Origin of the sequence: Clostridium fermenticellae (genome assembly GCF_003600355.1) — a bacterium.
Lineage (GTDB): Bacteria > Bacillota > Clostridia > Clostridiales > Clostridiaceae > Clostridium_AV > Clostridium_AV fermenticellae.
The window spans coordinates 1,671,708-1,689,937 of the sequence record NZ_CP032416.1 but is presented as its reverse complement, the minus strand read 5'-3'; the positions used below and the strand labels follow the sequence as shown (position 1 = coordinate 1,689,937).

Annotated in this window: 11 protein-coding genes and 3 rRNA genes; 12 read left to right on the top strand and 2 right to left on the bottom strand. The window is 33.8% G+C overall.

The annotated features are described in order from the left end of the window. Positions 1-19 precede the first annotated feature (19 nt). Positions 20-616, bottom strand: a complete 597-nt coding sequence (locus D4Z93_RS07835) for a thioredoxin domain-containing protein (RefSeq protein ID WP_119972178.1) — start codon at positions 614-616, stop codon at positions 20-22. Positions 617-733: 117 nt separating this feature from the next. Between D4Z93_RS07835 and D4Z93_RS07830 the strand changes: the two genes are divergently transcribed. The 12 genes from D4Z93_RS07830 to rrf all read left to right on the top strand — a co-directional run bounded on the left by D4Z93_RS07830 (position 734) and on the right by rrf (position 17,323). Continuing rightward, a complete protein-coding gene (locus D4Z93_RS07830; protein ID WP_119972176.1) occupies positions 734-1,465 on the top strand; it encodes a class I SAM-dependent methyltransferase in 732 nt (243 codons plus the stop codon). Positions 1,466-1,514: 49 nt separating this feature from the next. Continuing rightward, positions 1,515-2,996: a glycan biosynthesis hexose transferase WsfD gene (gene wsfD, locus D4Z93_RS07825; protein WP_119972173.1), complete on the top strand. Its 1,482-nt coding sequence runs from the start codon at positions 1,515-1,517 to the stop codon at positions 2,994-2,996. Beyond that, a complete protein-coding gene (locus D4Z93_RS07820) occupies positions 2,986-3,837 on the top strand; it encodes a diguanylate cyclase domain-containing protein (protein ID WP_119972171.1) in 852 nt (283 codons plus the stop codon). The genes wsfD and D4Z93_RS07820 overlap by 11 nt, the downstream gene beginning before the upstream one ends. Then, positions 3,827-5,149, top strand: a complete 1,323-nt coding sequence (locus tag D4Z93_RS07815; RefSeq protein WP_119972169.1) for a DUF2334 domain-containing protein — start codon at positions 3,827-3,829, stop codon at positions 5,147-5,149. Before D4Z93_RS07820 ends, D4Z93_RS07815 begins: the two co-directional genes overlap by 11 nt. Before the next feature lie 14 nt (positions 5,150-5,163). After that, positions 5,164-6,414: a glycosyltransferase family 2 protein gene (locus D4Z93_RS07810; RefSeq protein WP_119972166.1), complete on the top strand. Its 1,251-nt coding sequence runs from the start codon at positions 5,164-5,166 to the stop codon at positions 6,412-6,414. A gap of 11 nt (positions 6,415-6,425) precedes the next feature. After that, positions 6,426-8,516, top strand: a complete 2,091-nt coding sequence (locus D4Z93_RS07805) for a cellulose biosynthesis cyclic di-GMP-binding regulatory protein BcsB (protein ID WP_119972164.1) — start codon at positions 6,426-6,428, stop codon at positions 8,514-8,516. Between the two features lie 70 nt (positions 8,517-8,586). After that, on the top strand, positions 8,587-9,567 hold the full coding sequence (locus D4Z93_RS07800) for a glycosyltransferase family 2 protein (protein WP_119972161.1): 981 nt from the start codon (positions 8,587-8,589) through the stop codon (positions 9,565-9,567). Positions 9,568-9,911: 344 nt separating this feature from the next. Beyond that, positions 9,912-10,172, top strand: a complete 261-nt coding sequence (locus D4Z93_RS07795) for a DUF1858 domain-containing protein (RefSeq protein ID WP_119972159.1) — start codon at positions 9,912-9,914, stop codon at positions 10,170-10,172. 197 nt (positions 10,173-10,369) lie between these two features. Then, positions 10,370-11,563: a nickel pincer cofactor biosynthesis protein LarC gene (gene larC / locus D4Z93_RS07790; protein WP_119972157.1), complete on the top strand. Its 1,194-nt coding sequence runs from the start codon at positions 10,370-10,372 to the stop codon at positions 11,561-11,563. Positions 11,564-12,020: 457 nt separating this feature from the next. Continuing rightward, positions 12,021-13,533 (top strand): 16S ribosomal RNA (locus D4Z93_RS07785). Between the two features lie 449 nt (positions 13,534-13,982). Further along, positions 13,983-16,883: ribosomal RNA gene (locus D4Z93_RS07780) — 23S ribosomal RNA — on the top strand. A 323-nt stretch (positions 16,884-17,206) separates the two neighbouring features. Further along, positions 17,207-17,323 (top strand): 5S ribosomal RNA (gene rrf, locus D4Z93_RS07775). Together the 16S, 23S and 5S rRNA genes form the textbook arrangement of a ribosomal RNA operon. A 55-nt stretch (positions 17,324-17,378) precedes the next feature. Here the strand turns inward: rrf and D4Z93_RS07770 are convergent. Beyond that, positions 17,379-18,029 (bottom strand): HAD family hydrolase, encoded by a 651-nt coding sequence (locus tag D4Z93_RS07770; RefSeq protein ID WP_119972154.1) that lies wholly within the window; start codon positions 18,027-18,029, stop codon positions 17,379-17,381. Between the last annotated feature and the right edge of the window lie 201 nt (positions 18,030-18,230).

The following is an 18,230-nucleotide window of genomic DNA, read 5'->3' as shown; positions in this document are numbered from 1 at the left end:
GGCTTTTACTTTTTTGAAATTAATTTATAAGTGAATCTAAAATTCTTTGAAATTCTTGCTTAGTGAATACTTTATCATATTTTGTTCCATTTATATACATAGTAGGAGTACCAGTTATATTTCCAACAAGGAGTTCTTTTGATATGGTTTTATCCACAAAATCATAATTTAAAACTGTTTTATCACTTAAATTGAGGACGGATTTTAAAGTTGGATATGGTTTCTTTGAATAATAATCGAATTTATCAAAGATATTTTGGATATCGTCTAAGCTTTTTGGCGCAAAATATCTATTTATTTTTTTGTCATTTGGAAATTTTGGATGATTAACAGGTTTATATATGTATAATAAGGTGCCGTTATTAATATACTTTTTTAAAAGGCTGTCAATATTTTTATGTAAATTTCTACAATCTATACATTCATAGCTTGAATATTCAACCATGATTATTTTGGCAGTCTTAGAATTACCAAAACTATATCCTGCACTATAATTTATAAAAGCTAATTTTTTCTCTAAACCTTTTATACTGTTTTTTTTAGTATGTGTATTAATTGAACATGCTGTAAGGATAATACATATAAAAATGCAAAAAGATAAACGTATTTTTTTCATAATAATCACCTCTAGTATAATTATAAATTATTTGCAGTCTACAGTTTAGTTTGATTTATGTATTTTATTTATATGAGAGTAAATAATTTTTATAAAAAATATAATTGAGGTATTTATATGAAAGAGTACTTATATAAAGAACTTTATGATTTAGAAAATAAACATTGGTGGTTTTTGGGTAAAAAGAAAATTGTATTGTCATTAATAAGAACATATGTAAAGTACAATGAAAGTAATAAAATATTAGATGCTGGATGTGGCAGCGGTCTTATGCTTAATAATTTAAAAGAATTTGGAAAGGTGTTTGGCATGGATTGCTCTAAAGATGCAATAAAATTCAGCAAACTTATATTTGATGGTGAAGTTAAACTGGGATTTATGCCAGAACATATCCCTTACATTAAAAACTATTTTAATTTGATTATAGCTTTAGATGTTATTGAACATATAGAAGATGATGAACTTGCTCTTTTAGATTTGAAAGATCACTTAACTTATGATGGAGTTTGTGTAATTACAGTACCTGCCTGTATGAGTCTATGGAGTAATCATGATATAGTACATCAGCATAAAAGAAGATATACATTAAGAGAACTCAAAAAGAAACTTCTTAATGCAGGTCTTAAAGTAGAAAAGATTTCATATTATAATAGTATTTTATTTTTACCTATATTTATTATTAGACAGATCCATAGACTTTTAAATATTAAAAGTGGTTCAGATGCTAAAATGCCCAATACATTTATTAATTTTATACTAAAAAACGTATTTTCTTTTGAGAGACATATATTAAAAAATTATAGTATTCCTTTTGGTGTTTCTTTGATTGCAATAGTCAAAAAGGCCTGATGAAGTGATTGTTTTAAAATCATAGATAATTAAGGAAGGTTATTTAACTATGAAATTTAAATTTATAAAAAAGAATATAAATTATGGAATTGTGGCAGCTATTTTACTTATAGTCATATGCTTCTGTACTTTATTTGTGAGACCCGTCGTCGGTATGGCCGATAACGGAGACTTTTTTCGTATAATTAGTCAAAGCAATATTTATTATTTACAGGGTAAAAATGCACATAGTTTTGTCGGATATTTTGATAAGGATTATGGAATTTATAAATATAATAATGAAAATCCCAAAATGATAGTATCTACTCAGCCTATGATAGTTAAAGCAGCAGTTTTAATAGATAGAATTATAACAAGAGGATATACTTTTGATATAAGATTTCTAGCTTTTTTGTATATTCTGATATATGCATTTAGTTTCTATCTTATAGTAAAAGTGTTAACTCATGATATAAAATCTGACAAGCTCAAGTTGTTATTTACTGTATTATTTGTATTTGTATTTTGTGATACTGGATATATAGCTTATTTCAACTCATTCTTTGGTGAAGCTATGAATTTAACATTTTTTTTTCTTAGCATAGGAATACTCCTGTATATGTGTAAATTTAAAGAATATAGTATATTTAACCTGATTATGTTTTTTGCAGCTTCTCTGATTTTTGTAGGATCAAAACAGCAGCTTGCTCCTGTGGGTGTTTTAACTGCCATAGTATTATTCAGACTTTTTATGGTAAATAAGAAAAAAATTTTTAGATACATGGCTCTTACATTTATAGTAATAATTGTGTCTTCTTCATTGTATTTTTACAAATCAATATCTGGTGATTTTGATTATATAAATAGATATTATGCAATGAATAGAGGAGTACTTCTCTATGAGTGGGAACCAGAAGGCATGTTAAAACAATTTAATATAAATCCTCAATATTCTATGCTTGAAGATACTGTAGGATTTAATAAAATTCCTGTTATTGACACCAATAGCGATAAGTTAAAAACAGAATTTTACAGTAAATATTCTATTTTTAGTATAATAGTTTTTTACTTAAAGAACCCTCGAGTATTAAGCAAAATGATAAACTTTGGTATTATGAATGGCTATTCTATTAGACCCAGGGTTCTGGGAAACTATGAAAAAAAGGAAGGAAAGGCTTATGGTGCACAATCTCATTTTTTCTCTCTTTGGAGCACGATAAAAGAGAAGTATATACCTCATAATGCACTCCTGACCTTAGTTATATTTGGAGCATATTTTTATTTTGCAGTAAAAAGATATATATCTGCAAGGAAAAAAGAGGATATAGATTCACAATTATTTGAAGAAACTTTTTTATATGTGTTTTTGGTGGGTGCATCACAGATACTAATTTGCGTAACAGGTGCTGGTGATGGGGATCTTGCAAAGCATGTATTTATGTTTAATGTGAGTTTTGATCTTATATTACTATACTCTGCAAGTTTAATTATAAGAAATATATACGAAAAAAAACATTATGTTTGGGGAAAGGAATATAAAAATGAAGATTGAAGATTATAGAAAAAAAGTGGATATATTTATGACAGTATTTATAACCTATTTTTTTATAATATGTATGTCATTTGAATACACTTCAGTTCAAAGCAGCTATGAAAATTATATAATGCTGACATTAGTTATGATAATAGCTCTTATAAGTTACTACACTAATGTAACCTTTTCTTTAATATCAGTTTTGGCTGTGGATTTTGTTTATTCAAGCTATATCTTTTATAGAAATATTATTAAAGGAATTTCTATTGATATAAAAGTATATTACTGGATTATTGTTATACCGATAACTGCGGTAATAGTTGGTATTTTATCACAATATATACTAAAATTGCAAATTAAATTAAAGAAAGTTAATGCAGATAATGAAAATTTAGTAATGATAGATGAAGCAACTGGTATAAGGAACTCTTCTGCACTATTTAATGAAATTCCTATATACATGAGTATGAGTAAAAGGTATGAATTACCAGTTGCAATTATGTTGGTAAGATTTAAATACAGTAAAAAACTCAAGAGCATTGTTGGCAGGGATTTTTTTAAAAATATAATTGTAAAGTATTCTGAAATTATTGAGGGTTCTTTGCGGCTTGAGGATAGAAAATACATTCTTAATGATGCAGATACTTTTGTTTTCATACTCATTGCAGATGAAAAAGGATGCGAAATAGTAAAAAAAAGGCTTAAGAATAATTTGGAAAAAGTAAATCTAGATGAGAGTAATGTATTTAAAGATCTAAAATTAGAAGCAGAAGTTGGCTATTATAATTATAATGAAAATATCAAGGATGCTATGGATTTTGTAGCTAAAGCAGAGAAGGAAATATACTATGATGTTTAATAAAATAAAGTTTCCGATATTAATAATATTGATTTTTACATCAATGTGCATATTTTGCCAAATGAAGACAGAAGCATCAGAAAATAAAGTTTTACTGGTATATGATTCTTATAAGGAATTTGGATCGGAAGAGAATAAATTAAACTCTTTAGTTCACATAATTTTGAGTACCGGAAATGGAGTGGACATTGTAAATATAAATTCATTTGATAAGAAATCAATTGATAAATATGAAACTGTATTTATATTATACAATAATTCTTCTAAAGTTCCGGGCAGTTTAATTAAAAGCTTATTGGAATTTAGAGGAAAGATTATTTGGGTAGGCAGGAATTTTAACTTGAATTTGGAAAGTTATCGGAATGTTAAATATATTCCTTATTTCTCTGAAAAAGATTCAACATATAATACTTTAAGCAAATACTATTACGATATTTTTAATAATAAAAAGGTAAATGGGCCAAAAGTCTACTTACTTCTCGATAAAGTGTATCCATTTATAGATATTGAAGCCTTTGTAAAAAAAATAGACTTTTTATACGATCAGGGAATTCCTTTTGTATGCAGTGTAATGCCGGTTTATGAAAATCAGGACTTTGATGCTATGGAGCGTTTTTGCAAGGTTTTAAGATATGCTCAAAGTAAGGGAGGAAAAATAATATTACATTCTTCTATCTTAAAGGGTAACAACATACCGGGAAAAGATGTACAGGATAAAATGAGTCTGGCTCAGCAAATTTATATAAAATATGGTGTATATCCACTAGCACTTGATATACCTGACAGTTTCTTTTATAAAAATGACTATAAGAATTTAATTCATAGCAGTAATGACATTTTTGTTGAAAATGATAAGAATATAGGAGTTATAAGTTTTAAAAAATATTCTATATCGGGTTTTGACAAAGTAATTAATAAGGTATATATAAGTGACAATTATAATTATGAGCCATTACAAATTACTTGTGATACTGCTTTTTGTTTTGATTCTGATTTGAATTTAGATAGTTTTAAATCACAAATAAGATGTGCTGTAGGAAATGGAATGTATTTTAACAACTCAGAATATTTAAACAATGTAATAACTCTTGGCGGAATTAAGTTAAGCAATAAGAATTTTGATAAATTGTTGAATAATAAATTAGTAGACAATAAAGATAGTAATTCAAAAGTTTCAGAAAAAAATAATAAGACTGTTGATATAACAAATGCCAATAATCGTATAATTAAAATAACAATTGGAGTGTGTATTTTATTTGTTATAATTGTTTTAATAAATAGGAGAATAGAAAGAAGAAAATTTTTCAGATAAGGGTGACTTTGATTATGAATATATTTGACTTTTTGCTTTTGTACTCATTAGCTGTTATATGGATAACTATACTGTTGAATGTTGTACTTGTAATAGGGGGATATATTTATTATATTAAAACATTAAGGATCAAAATGAAAAATAACTTAGAAGAATATCCTTTTATTTCAATTATGGTGCCTGCGCATAATGAGGCTACTGTAATAAAAAAATGTGTAAAATCACTATTGAATCTGGATTATCCTAATGACAAGTATGAAATTATAATTATAAATGATAATTCTACGGATAATTCATTAGAAATACTAAGTAAACTCCAAATTGAAAATAAAGATAGGAACCTCATAATAATAAATACAGATAATATTATCGGTGGGAAAGGAAAATCCAATGCTTTAAATATAGGTTTTAAAAAAAGTAAAGGTGAATTTTTGGTGATTTATGATGCTGATAACACTCCGGAAAAAGAATCTCTGGTATATCTAATTCAAACTATTTTAAAGGATAAAAAATTAGGGGCTGTAATAGGCAAATTTAGATGTAGAAACAAGGAAAACAATCTTCTTACTAAATTTATTAATATTGAAACCCTGACATTTCAATGGATGGCTCAAGCTGGCAGATGGCAGCTTTTAAAAGTTTGTACCATACCTGGTACCAACTTTGTTATACGCAGAAATTTAATTAAGAAAATGGGGGGATGGGATTCTAAGGCTTTAACAGAAGATACAGAAATAAGCTTTAGATTGTATAGAATGGGCTACAAAATAAAATTTATGCCTTTGGCAGTAACATGGGAACAGGAACCTCAGACTTTGAAAGTATGGTTTAGGCAGAGAGAAAGATGGGCCAAGGGAAATATATATGTAATGTTTAAAAATTTTAAATACCTTTTTTCAAAACAAGGTGGAGCAAGTAGATTTGACATACTTTACTATATTCTGACATATGGTTTTTTTTTATCAGCTTCAGTGTTTTCAGATATACTCTTTATATTAGGCTTGGCAGAGGTTATAAAATTAGATATTGGAGGATATAGTCTTATACTGTGGATTACTGCTTATGTTGTATTTTGTCTATCTATTTTTGTTACAATATCTACAGAAAATGGAGAATTAAATCTTAAAAACTTTTTAACAGTATTATTAATGTATTTCTCATATTGTAAGCTTTGGAGTATAGTAGTTACTTTGAGTTTATACAATTTTGTTAAAGATATGATTTTCAAAAGAGAAATAAAGTGGTATAAAACAGAAAGATTTTAAGGAGGAAATTGATGAACAAACATAAATGTTCAATATATGCATTGATTATTTTAGTAGTATTTACTATAAATATTGGATGCAGCCACTTAATAGTATATGCAGCATCTGATAATATGAAATATAAAACTTTTAATTTGGGGAGTGATATTAATTTTAAAGGCGTATTTTCATCTCATTCTTTATATTTTAATGTAGATGATTATTCAGTTGTAAAATCATTGGAAGCAAATGTAGCCTTTTATATAAGTCAACTTATCACTGAAAAACAAAATGCGACAATTACACTTTCTGTAAATGGGACTCCTTTTTATTCTGCAAGGGTGTTTTATAAGGATACGGAGGAGGAACAAAATATTAAAGTTACAATACCAATTGCATTAATTAAAACGGGACTTAATGAATTCAAAATAGAAACTTATTCTAGAATATCAGATAAACCTTGTACCGATGATGTTAATAATGGCAATTGGATAACGTTAAAAAGTTCTTCAAATATACTTATGGGATTCATGTATAAGGAAAGTACAAACAACATATCAGAATTTCCGTATCCTTTTAATAAGGTGAATGAAAATAATAAATATAATACAGTAATAGCTATCCCGGATAATTACAAAGAAGAACAGTTAACGGCTGCTTTAATGCTTCAGTCTTATTTAGGAGAGGTGAATAAAGGTGAAGATTACAATGGATTAATTGTTAAATATTCTTCAATACCAGGTGATAAAAATATTATATATATAGGTGGATTCAATGATTTGCCGGATAAAATTAAATCTCAATACAGTGGACTTGGCAAGCAGGATTATAAAGAATATGCGTTTATAAGAAAATCAGATTCACCCTTTAATGACAACAATAAATTGATTTCAATAGTAAGTGAAAATGGAAATATGTTGATAAATGCTGTAAAATTATTGATGAATAAGGATTTAGCTACACAAATAAATACGGATACCTTTAAACTAGATAATGGTGTAAAAGTAGATAATGAGATCAAAGAAGAGTCGTCAAAGCTTACCTTTAAAGATTTAGGATTAGATGAAATGCAGTTAAAAGGACCCTTTAGACAAAGTGGTTCAATAAGCTATAGTCTCCCGGCTAACAGAACTTTGGCAAGTGGTGCTAAGATAAGGCTATTTATGAGGTATTCGCAAAATTTGGATTTTGATAGATCCTTGCTGACCATTTACATAAACGGTATCCCTATAGGGAGTAAGAAGCTTGATAAGGATCTGGCTTACGGTGACCAATTGGAACTTAATATACCTAAGGATGTAAATATGTCAAGTAATATAGACATAAAAATTGCATTTGATCTAGAACAGAAAAATTCAACCTGTGAATTTAGACAGGAAGAAACACCGTGGGCTCTTGTAACGGGGGATTCTTATATATATATACCAAGCAATAAAATTGATTTTTATAAATTTGATACCTATCCTGAACCCTTTGTTTCAGAAAGACAATTTAATGATATTGCTTTTGTAGTACCAGAAAATTTATCTGAAAATGAGATTGAAGGAATAAGTAAGATTTTTTCATATATGGGAAGAGATATATGTTATAATAATGGAATTTTAAAGGTTATAAATGAAAAAAATTTTTCAGATAAATATAATAATATGAATTTAATAGTATATGGTACTCCAGAGAATAACAAGCTTATTAAAACCTTAAATTCCAGGTTATGGTTTAGATATAATGATAATTATAAGTCTTTTATAGGAACTGAAAAATTATATTTAACAGAACCTTATAATTCAAATATATCAATTTTTCAGTTTGATGAATCTCCCTACGATAAAGACAAAGCTGCTTTAGTGTTAACTTCTCCAAATAAAGATTTGCTTTTAAAATCACTAGTATTTTTATCTTCGACAAATCAGATATCAAAACTTTCGGGAGATTGTGCATTAATAGATAACTTTGGAAACATAAAGACTTTCCAGTTTAAAAAAGATAAAACTAATTTTGTTTACAATGAATTTAAAAATATAAATACTAATGGAAAAATGTTTGTTGGATTTATGGGAATGTTTTTAGCATTCAGCATAGTTGCAGTAGCATTATATCTATATAAAAATAAAAAATTCAAATAGAAAAGTGTGTTTGTATTTTTTAAGTTATATAAATAGAAAAGCAATAAATATTTAAAGAAGGAGAATTTTTATGATTGACCTTAGTATTGTAATACCTTCTTATAATGAAGAAGATAATATTGAACCTCTATACAATAGGTTAAATAATGTTTTACAGTCTATTACTGATAAATATGAAATTATATTTGTCAATGATGGAAGTAAAGATAAAACTGTAAATAAAATAGAAATGTTGTGCAATGTAGATGCTAAAGTGAAGCTTGTTGATTTTTCAAGAAATTTTGGACATGAAATGGCAAATACAGCTGGAATAAATTATGCGAGTGGAGATGCTGTAATAATTATGGATGCAGATTTGCAGGACCCTCCTGAAGTTATTAAAGATATGTATTGTAAATATTTAGACGGGTATGATTTAGTATATGCAAAAAGAAGTAAAAGGGAAAAAGAAACTTTTATAAAAAGAGCTACTTCGAAACTGTTTTACAGGTTTTTGAGATATTTTAGCAATATTGAAATTCCTTTTGATACTGGAGATTATAGGCTTATGAGTAGAAATGTTGTAAATGAATTTAATAGACTTAAAGAACACAATAGGTTTTTCAGGGGGTTAACTCATTGGATTGGATTTAAGTCTACTTGTGTTGAATTTGATAGGTTGCCTAGAAACACTGGAAAAACAAATTATGATTTTGCAAAGTTAGTAAGGCTTGCTGTAGATGCGGTGATTTCTTTTTCTTATAAACCATTAAAGATATTTAATATAATTGGATTATCTATAGCTCTATTTAGTTTCTTTAATATAGTTTACTGGATTGTATTTAAAATAACGACTAAAAGACCGGTCGAAGGCTGGACTTCAATGATTATAGTAATATTATTTTGTTCAGGTATTATTATGATGCAGATAAGCATTATTGGTGAGTATATAGCAAGAACATATGAGGAGGTTAAAAATAGGCCTCTGTTTATTGTAAATAAGACTATAGGAATAAATGATAATAACTTTAGTATAAAAGAGAAGGAAGCTGAGAGTATTAAAAAAGATTAATAGATATAGGGTTTGTAACTGAAAGCTTAACTTATGCTCCGGCCGGGATTTCAAAAATACGTCACGTAAAAAATTTCTAGTAAGTCTAAGCTTGCGCTTAAAAAAATCTAAGCAGATTATATAAACTCGTTGCACTCAGACATATATAATCTACTAAGATTTTTAAGAACGCTTCGCTAAGATTTACTACAAAATTTTTTAATGTGCCTAAATTTTGGAAACGCCGGTTAGAGGTTAAGTTAAGCTTGGAATTACAAACCTTATATTGTAATAATTTTTTAATTTATTATAATTAAAATGAAGAGTAACTGAAGCATATTGACTTTAATAAGGAGATGTTTATCATGAAAGTTAGCAAAAATACTTTGATAAAAGACGTGATTAAAATGGGACCTAAGGCTGTTGATATATTAAGAAAGCTTGGTATGGGTTGTATTGGATGTCCTTCATCTCAAAATGAGAGTATAGAAGAGGCTGCTGCAGTTCATGGAATAGATGTAGACAAACTAATAGAAAGTTTAAATGGGATATCTCTTGTTTATCAATTAAAATGGAAGCTAAAGGAAAAAATTGAGAAAAAAATGAAGGCTAGATATAGTAAGTAATTATAAACTTGCAGGCTCAAACATGTATAGGGTTTATAAATGAAAAGTTAATCCATACCCCGGAAGATGCTGCCAAAATTCGGTACTATAAATGCTTTTAGTAATTCTAAAGCCCGGTATTTTGAAAATCCCGGTCTACGCATAAGTTAAGCTTGAAATTATAAACTCTATTAAAAGAAATAAGAGGAGAATATGAAGTGAGAATATTATATTATGATTGTTTTTGTGGAATAAGTGGTGATATGAATTTAGCTGCACTTGTAGACTTAGGTGTCCCAAAAGAATATTTAATTTGTGAATTATTGAAGTTGAATATTGATTTTGAGTATAAAATTGTGATTAATAAAGTGTGCAAAATGGGTATCAATGGAACAAGAGTGGATATTAAATTAAATGACAGTATTGAAGGTAATGAGCGTAATCATACACATATTGATCATAAGAATTTAAAGTATATAAAGCATATAATAAATTTAAGTGATTTAAATGATAATGTTAAGCATAATAGCCTTAAAACTTTTACAAAAATCGCGGAAGCAGAAGCAAGACTTCATGGAAAAACAATGGATGAGGTGTATTTTCATGAAGTGGGAGAGGTAAATTTAATTTTAAATATTGTTGGAGCGGCAATATGTATAGATTATTTAAAAATAGATAGGATAATATCATCTAAAGTTCAAGTAGGTGGAGGATTTACCAAATGTGCTGATGGAGTAATGCCAGTACCAGTACCTGTAACAGCAGAGATACTAAAAGATGTTCCAATAAAAATTGGAATAGTTCAATTTGAAACAACAACACCTATTGGAGCAGCAATACTTAAAGCAAATGTGGATGAATTTACTGAAGAAATTGATTTCCTTATTAAAAATACTGGTTATGGCATAGGACATAATGATTTGAAGATTCCAAATGTGTTAAGGCTATATTTAGGAGAAAAAGATATACAAGAAAGTATAGATGAACAGTATATCATTGAAACCAATATAGATGATATGAATCCTGAACTATATGGTTATGTTGAAGAGAAGCTTTTTGAAGTAGGCGCGCTTGATGTTTATAAAACATCAATATTTATGAAAAAGGGGAGACCAGGTATAAAATTAAGTGTTCTCACAAATGATAAAAGTGAAAAGGATATTTTAGATATTATTTTTAATAATACAACATCTATAGGGGTAAGAAGGTATAAAGTTAGGAAGATAATGCTTGATAGAAGTTTTTCAAAAGTTAAAACTGAATATGGTGATATAACAATAAAAAAATCTTATTATAAAGGAAAACTTATTAAGTATAAACCTGAATACGAGGAATGTAAAATTATATCAAAAGAAAAAGATATACCCATAGATAGGATTTATAAATCAATATATAAACAAAATATAGATTGATGTTATTTGTATACTATTAATGAATTTAAAGGTAAACTATATCTGGCGTGTCACTATAAGCAATAGTTAAAGAATGCTGGTGAATGAAAGAGCAATTGATTTAATTTTATGTGATGATAATGTTTATAAATTTATATTTCAATGAAAGATGATATCATATTTCATGTCGCTTGAGGGAAACTCAAGTGGTAGCCAGGAAAAGTTTTTAGAGGAATTTTTAATTATATTTAATGGTAATTAAAAAAATTTAAAAAAAGTTCTTGACAGTTTAGAGAGTGCATGGTAAGATGTATAAGTCGCTTGGATGAAGCGGCGATGAACCTTGAAAATCAAACAGAGAAGAGTAAAAATAAACCAGCAATTCTTTTGAAAGCTGCTTTGGCAGCTTAGCTTGAAAGTAAAGTAAATGAGCTTAAGTTGAACTCAAAACTCTGAATAAGAGTTTTATATAAGAAATTAAATTGAGAGTTTGATCCTGGCTCAGGACGAACGCTGGCGGCGTGCTTAACACATGCAAGTCGAGCGAGAGAAATCCCTTCGGGGATGGATCTAGCGGCGGACGGGTGAGTAACACGTGGGCAACCTGCCTCAAAGAGGGGGATAGCCTCCCGAAAGGGAGATTAATACCGCATAATGTTGTTTTACTGCATAGTAAAGCAACCAAAGGAGTAATCCACTTTGAGATGGGCCCGCGTCGCATTAGTTAGTTGGTGAGGTAACGGCTCACCAAGGCGACGATGCGTAGCCGACCTGAGAGGGTGATCGGCCACATTGGAACTGAGAGACGGTCCAGACTCCTACGGGAGGCAGCAGTGGGGAATATTGCACAATGGGCGGAAGCCTGATGCAGCAACGCCGCGTGGGTGATGAAGGTTTTCGGATTGTAAAGCCCTGTCTTTTGGGACGATAATGACGGTACCAGAGGAGGAAGCCACGGCTAACTACGTGCCAGCAGCCGCGGTAATACGTAGGTGGCGAGCGTTGTCCGGATTTACTGGGCGTAAAGGGTGCGTAGGCGGATATTTAAGTGGGATGTGAAAACCCCGGGCTTAACCCGGGGACTGCATTTCAAACTGGATATCTGGAGTGCAGGAGAGGAAAGCGGAATTCCTAGTGTAGCGGTGAAATGCGTAGAGATTAGGAAGAACACCAGTGGCGAAGGCGGCTTTCTGGACTGTAACTGACGCTGAGGCACGAAAGCGTGGGTAGCAAACAGGATTAGATACCCTGGTAGTCCACGCCGTAAACGATGAGTACTAGGTGTAGGAGGTATCGACCCCTTCTGTGCCGCAGTAAACGCAATAAGTACTCCGCCTGGGAAGTACGATCGCAAGATTAAAACTCAAAGGAATTGACGGGGGCCCGCACAAGCAGCGGAGCATGTGGTTTAATTCGAAGCAACGCGAAGAACCTTACCTAGACTTGACATCCCCTGAATTACCTGTAATTAGGGAAGCCCTCCGGGGCAGGGAGACAGGTGGTGCATGGTTGTCGTCAGCTCGTGTCGTGAGATGTTAGGTTAAGTCCTGCAACGAGCGCAACCCCTATCATTAGTTGCTACCATTAAGTTGAGCACTCTAGTGAGACTGCCCGGGTCAACCGGGAGGAAGGTGGGGATGACGTCAAATCATCATGCCCCTTATGTCTAGGGCTACACACGTGCTACAATGGTGAATACAGAGAGATGCAAACCCGCAAGGGTGAGCCAAACTTTAAAATTCACCTCAGTTCGGATTGCAGGCTGAAACCCGCCTGCATGAAGCTGGAGTTGCTAGTAATCGCGAATCAGAATGTCGCGGTGAATGCGTTCCCGGGCCTTGTACACACCGCCCGTCACACCATGAGAGTTGGCAACACCCGAAGTCCGTGGGGTAACCGTAAGGAACCAGCGGCCGAAGGTGGGGTTAATAATTGGGGTGAAGTCGTAACAAGGTAGCCGTAGGAGAACCTGCGGCTGGATCACCTCCTTTCTAAGGAGTCGTAAGATAGGTAACTCTATCTTAAAGACCGGTTTATACTTACTCTGTTTGATTTTGAGGGGTTAAAAACCCGAACGGTTTTTAACGGGTAATTTAACTAAATGTAGTTTGACGTTAAAATTACACCGGGCCGCAGGCTTAAATCTATAGGGTTTTTAACAGATAGCAGATGTTATCTGTCATCATTCTCATATTGTTCTTTGAAAACTGCACAGAGAAGAAAGTTAAAGTAAAGTTATTACTTTGTAAAATTGATTAAAGATTCTTAATTATTTGATATATATTAATGTATATTATTATTAATTAACCGGTAAAAATTGATAGAAACGGGTAGCTTGAGGAAAATGTCGGGCGAAGAGCGAATCTTACTTAGGTAAGTGAGTATCCGGGCGAAACATTTGACAGAAAGATACGGAGTTTATAGCAATTTTTACTTAAAAGGTCAAGCTACAAAGGGCGCATGGTGAATGCCATGGCACCAGGAGTCGAAGAAGGACGCGATAAGCTGCGATAAGCTCCGGGTAGGCGCAAATAGCCTGTGATCCGTAGATTTCCGAATGGGGCAACCCGCATGACTAACGTCATGTACTGTAAACTGAATTCATAGGTTTATAGAGACACACCCGGGGAACTGAAACATCTAAGTACCCGGAGGAAGAGAAAGAAATATCGATTTCTTTAGTAGCGGCGAGCGAAAGAGAATGAGCCCAAACCAGGAACTTGTTCCTGGGGTTGCGGGTAGATCACAATTACTTTTATTCCTTAATTGAAGAGAGCTGGAAGGCTCCGCCACAGAAGGTAAAAGCCCTGTAAGTAAAAAAGAATTTTAGTTAGATTTATTCCAGAGTACCACGAGACACGTGAAACCTTGTGGGAAGCTGGGAGGACCACCTCCCAAGGCTAAATACTACCTGGTGACCGATAGTGAAGCAGTACCGTGAGGGAAAGGTGAAAAGAACCCCGGAAGGGGAGTGAAATAGAACCTGAAACCGTGTGTCCACAACCGGTCGAAGCACATTTAAGTGCGACGACGTGCTTTTTGTAGAACGAGCCAGCGAGTTACGGTATGTAGCAAGGTTAAGTACTTATGGTACGGAGCCGGAGGGAAACCGAGTCTGAATAGGGCGACCAGTTGCATGCTGTAGACCCGAAACCGGGTGACCTATCCATGGACAGGATGAAGCGGAAGTAAAATTCCGTGGAGGTCCGAACCGCGTTGGTGTTGAAAAACCATGGGATGAGCTGTGGATAGCGGAGAAATTCCAATCGAACCCGGAGATAGCTGGTTCTCCTCGAAATAGCTTTAGGGCTAGCGTCGGGACTGAGTAATGGAGGTAGAGCACTGAATAGGCTAGGGGCTTTAAAAAGTTACTGAACCTTATCAAACTCCGAATGCCATTTACTTGTATCCCGGCAGTCAGACTGCGAATGATAAGATCCGTGGTCAAAAGGGAAACAGCCCAGATCATCAGCTAAGGTCCCAAAGTGTAAGTTAAGTGGTAAAGGATGTGGGATTTCTAAGACAACTAGGATGTTGGCTTAGAAGCAGCCACTCATTTAAAGAGTGCGTAATAGCTCACTAGTCGAGAGATCCTGCGCCGAAAATGTCCGGGGCTAAAACTTACCACCGAAGCTATGGACTCGTAAGAGTGGTAGAGGAGCTTCCTGTATGGATTGAAGCCGTACCGTAAGGAGCGGTGGACCGTACAGGAGTGAGTATGCTGGCATAAGTAGCGAGAAATAAGTGAGAATCTTATTGGTCGAAAACCTGAGGTTTCCTGGGGAAGGCTCGTCCTCCCAGGGTTAGTCGGGACCTAAGCCGAGGCCGAAAGGCGTAGGTGATGGACAATTGGTTGATATTCCAATACCGCCAGTTTGCGTTTGACAGATGGGATGACGCAGGAGGATAGGATGTGCACACTATTGGATGTGTGTCTAAGCACTCAGACGTGCCCGGAAGGTAAATCCACCGGGATTAGTTAAGGTGTTACAGGGATCTCTTTTTAAGAGAGAAGTATCCGGTTCCACGCTGCCAAGAAAAGTCTCTATGGAGTAAACCGGTGCCCGTACCGCAAACCGACACAGGTAGGTGAGGAGAAAATCCTAAGACCATCGGAAGAATTGCTGTTAAGGAACTAGGCAAATTGACCCCGTAACTTAGGGATAAGGGGTGCCATCTTTATTGATGGCCGCAGAGAATAGGCTCAAGCAACTGTTTAGCAAAAACACAGGTCTCTGCTAAAGCGTAAGCTGATGTATAGGGGCTGACGCCTGCCCGGTGCTGGAAGGTTAAGGGGAATACTAAGCCGTATGGCGAAGGTATGAACTTAAGCCCCAGTAAACGGCGGCCGTAACTATAACGGTCCTAAGGTAGCGAAATTCCTTGTCGGGTAAGTTCCGACCCGCACGAATGGCGTAATGATTTGAGCACTGTCTCAACAGCAAATCCGGCGAAATTGTAGTGCAAGTGAAGATGCTTGCTACCCGCAGTTGGACGGAAAGACCCCGTAGAGCTTTACTGCAGCTTAACATTGAGTTTCGGTATTGTCTGTACAGGATAGGTGGGAGACTTAGATACCCGGGCGTTAGCCCTGGTGGAGTCACCCTTGGGATACCACCCTGACAGTACTGGAATTCTAACCGGAGGCCATTTATCTGGTCACGGGACATTGTTAGGCGGGCAGTTTGACTGGGGCGGTCGCCTCCTAAAATGTAACGGAGGCGCCCAAAGGTTCCCTCAGAACGGTTAGAAATCGTTCGCAGAGTGCAAAGGCAGAAGGGAGCCTGACTGCGACACATACAGGTGGAGCAGGGACGAAAGTCGGGCTTAGTGATCCGGTGGTACCTCGTGGGAGGGCCATCGCTCAACGGATAAAAGCTACCTCGGGGATAACAGGCTGATCTCCCCCAAGAGTCCACATCGACGGGGAGGTTTGGCACCTCGATGTCGGCTCGTCGCATCCTGGGGCTGAAGTAGGTCCCAAGGGTTGGGCCGTTCGCCCATTAAAGCGGCACGCGAGCTGGGTTCAGAACGTCGTGAGACAGTTCGGTCCCTATCCGCTGCGGGCGCAGGAAATTTGAGAGGAGCTGTCCTTAGTACGAGAGGACCGGGATGGACTGACCTCTGGTGTACCAGTTGTTCCGCCAGGAGCACGGCTGGGTAGCTATGTCGGGACGGGATAAACGCTGAAAGCATCTAAGCGTGAAGCCCACCTCAAGATTAGATTTCCCATAGCGTAAGCTAGTAAGACCCCTTGAAGAACACAAGGTTGATAGGTCAGAGGTGTAAGCATAGCGATATGTTCAGCTGACTGATACTAATAGGTCGAGGGCTTGACCAGTTACTTTTCTTAATCAATTTCTTCTATCTTTACTGTGCAGTTTTGAGAGAACAATCTCAAGTAGCCGGGATTTATTTGTAAACCTCCGGTTAGTATAAATTTTATTAGAGTTTTAGTCAATGCATAAAAATTAGTAGAAACGGGCAGATCGGGGAAAATATTGAAGCGGGGAACGGAGTTTACTTAATGTAAATGAGTACCGCAGTGAGATATTTGACGAAGATATGCGGAGTTTATAGTAATTTTTAAACAGGAAACTCACCCAGCAAAGCTGGGGAGTACTGATTCTTTATCTAAATCAAAGGTTTAGAAGCAATCAGCAATCTGGTGGTTATTACATAAAGGCAACACTCCTTCCCATACCGAACAGGTAGGTTAAGCTTTATTGTGCCGATGGTACTTCAGGGGCAGCCCTGCGGGAGAGTAGGTCATCGCCAGGTATTTATACATGAAAAAGACACTAACATAAATCATTGTTAGTGTCTTTTATGACTTTTATTCAATTATTTTTAACAATTCTTCTGGCTTGTCAATAATAAAATCTGCACCTTTCTTATTTAAAAATTCTCTGCCTCTAAATCCCCAAGCTGCTCCTATACATTTTAATCCTGAATTTTTAGCTGTCATGATATCTACTTCTGAGTCACCAACATAAATGGCATATTCGATATTGGAATCTAATTCTTTAAGAGCCCTGAATACAGCATCAGGAGCTGGTTTTTTACTAATATTTTCAGATTCTCCAATTGCAACTTTTATATATCTCTTAAAGTAGAGCTCATTGAGTCCTTTTACAGCTGTGTCAAATTTATTTGATACTATTGCATTTTTATAGTTTTTATTTGATAATTGTTTCAGAAGTTCCATGATTCCTTCATAGGGAGCAGTCTTATTTTGCATATTTTTTGAATAATGTTCTCGAAAGTCTTCAAGACATTTCTTGTAATTTGAATTATCAATTCCGCAGGGAATAGAAAGTTCAATTAAACGAGCAACACCATTTCCTACGAATTGTCTTATCTCGTCTATATTTCTAAGTGGAAATCCATATAAGTTTAATGCAAAATTTACGCTGTCTGTGAGATCTTCAAGTGTATCAAGCAGCGTCCCATCTAAATCAAATATAACAGTATCATATTTTTTCATAGTAATACCTCCTAGTAATGTTGCAAAATTATAATTGCATTAATGCCTACTATATTATATAAAATAATTAAGTAATTGCAAAATATATTTACATATAGTAAAATGTAAATATATTAAGAAAGAATGAGGTATGTAATTAATGAAGATTAACTAATTCAGTATTTTAGAAATTAATTTTATGGTTTTATACCATTATTTTTT

Bases quoted from the DNA above. Each gene is read 5' to 3' on its own strand.
- D4Z93_RS07770 (WP_119972154.1), bottom strand. From the start codon at position 18,029: ATGAAAAAATATGATACTGTTATATTTGATTTAGATGGGACGCTGCTT.
- D4Z93_RS07810 (WP_119972166.1), top strand. From the start codon at position 5,164: ATGAATATATTTGACTTTTTGCTTTTGTACTCATTAGCTGTTATATGG.
- D4Z93_RS07795 (WP_119972159.1), top strand. From the start codon at position 9,912: ATGAAAGTTAGCAAAAATACTTTGATAAAAGACGTGATTAAAATGGGA.
- D4Z93_RS07830 (WP_119972176.1), top strand. From the start codon at position 734: ATGAAAGAGTACTTATATAAAGAACTTTATGATTTAGAAAATAAACAT.
- D4Z93_RS07805 (WP_119972164.1), top strand. From the start codon at position 6,426: ATGAACAAACATAAATGTTCAATATATGCATTGATTATTTTAGTAGTA.
- D4Z93_RS07835 (WP_119972178.1), bottom strand. From the start codon at position 616: ATGAAAAAAATACGTTTATCTTTTTGCATTTTTATATGTATTATCCTT.
- wsfD (WP_119972173.1), top strand. From the start codon at position 1,515: ATGAAATTTAAATTTATAAAAAAGAATATAAATTATGGAATTGTGGCA.
- D4Z93_RS07815 (WP_119972169.1), top strand. From the start codon at position 3,827: ATGATGTTTAATAAAATAAAGTTTCCGATATTAATAATATTGATTTTT.
- D4Z93_RS07820 (WP_119972171.1), top strand. From the start codon at position 2,986: ATGAAGATTGAAGATTATAGAAAAAAAGTGGATATATTTATGACAGTA.
- D4Z93_RS07800 (WP_119972161.1), top strand. From the start codon at position 8,587: ATGATTGACCTTAGTATTGTAATACCTTCTTATAATGAAGAAGATAAT.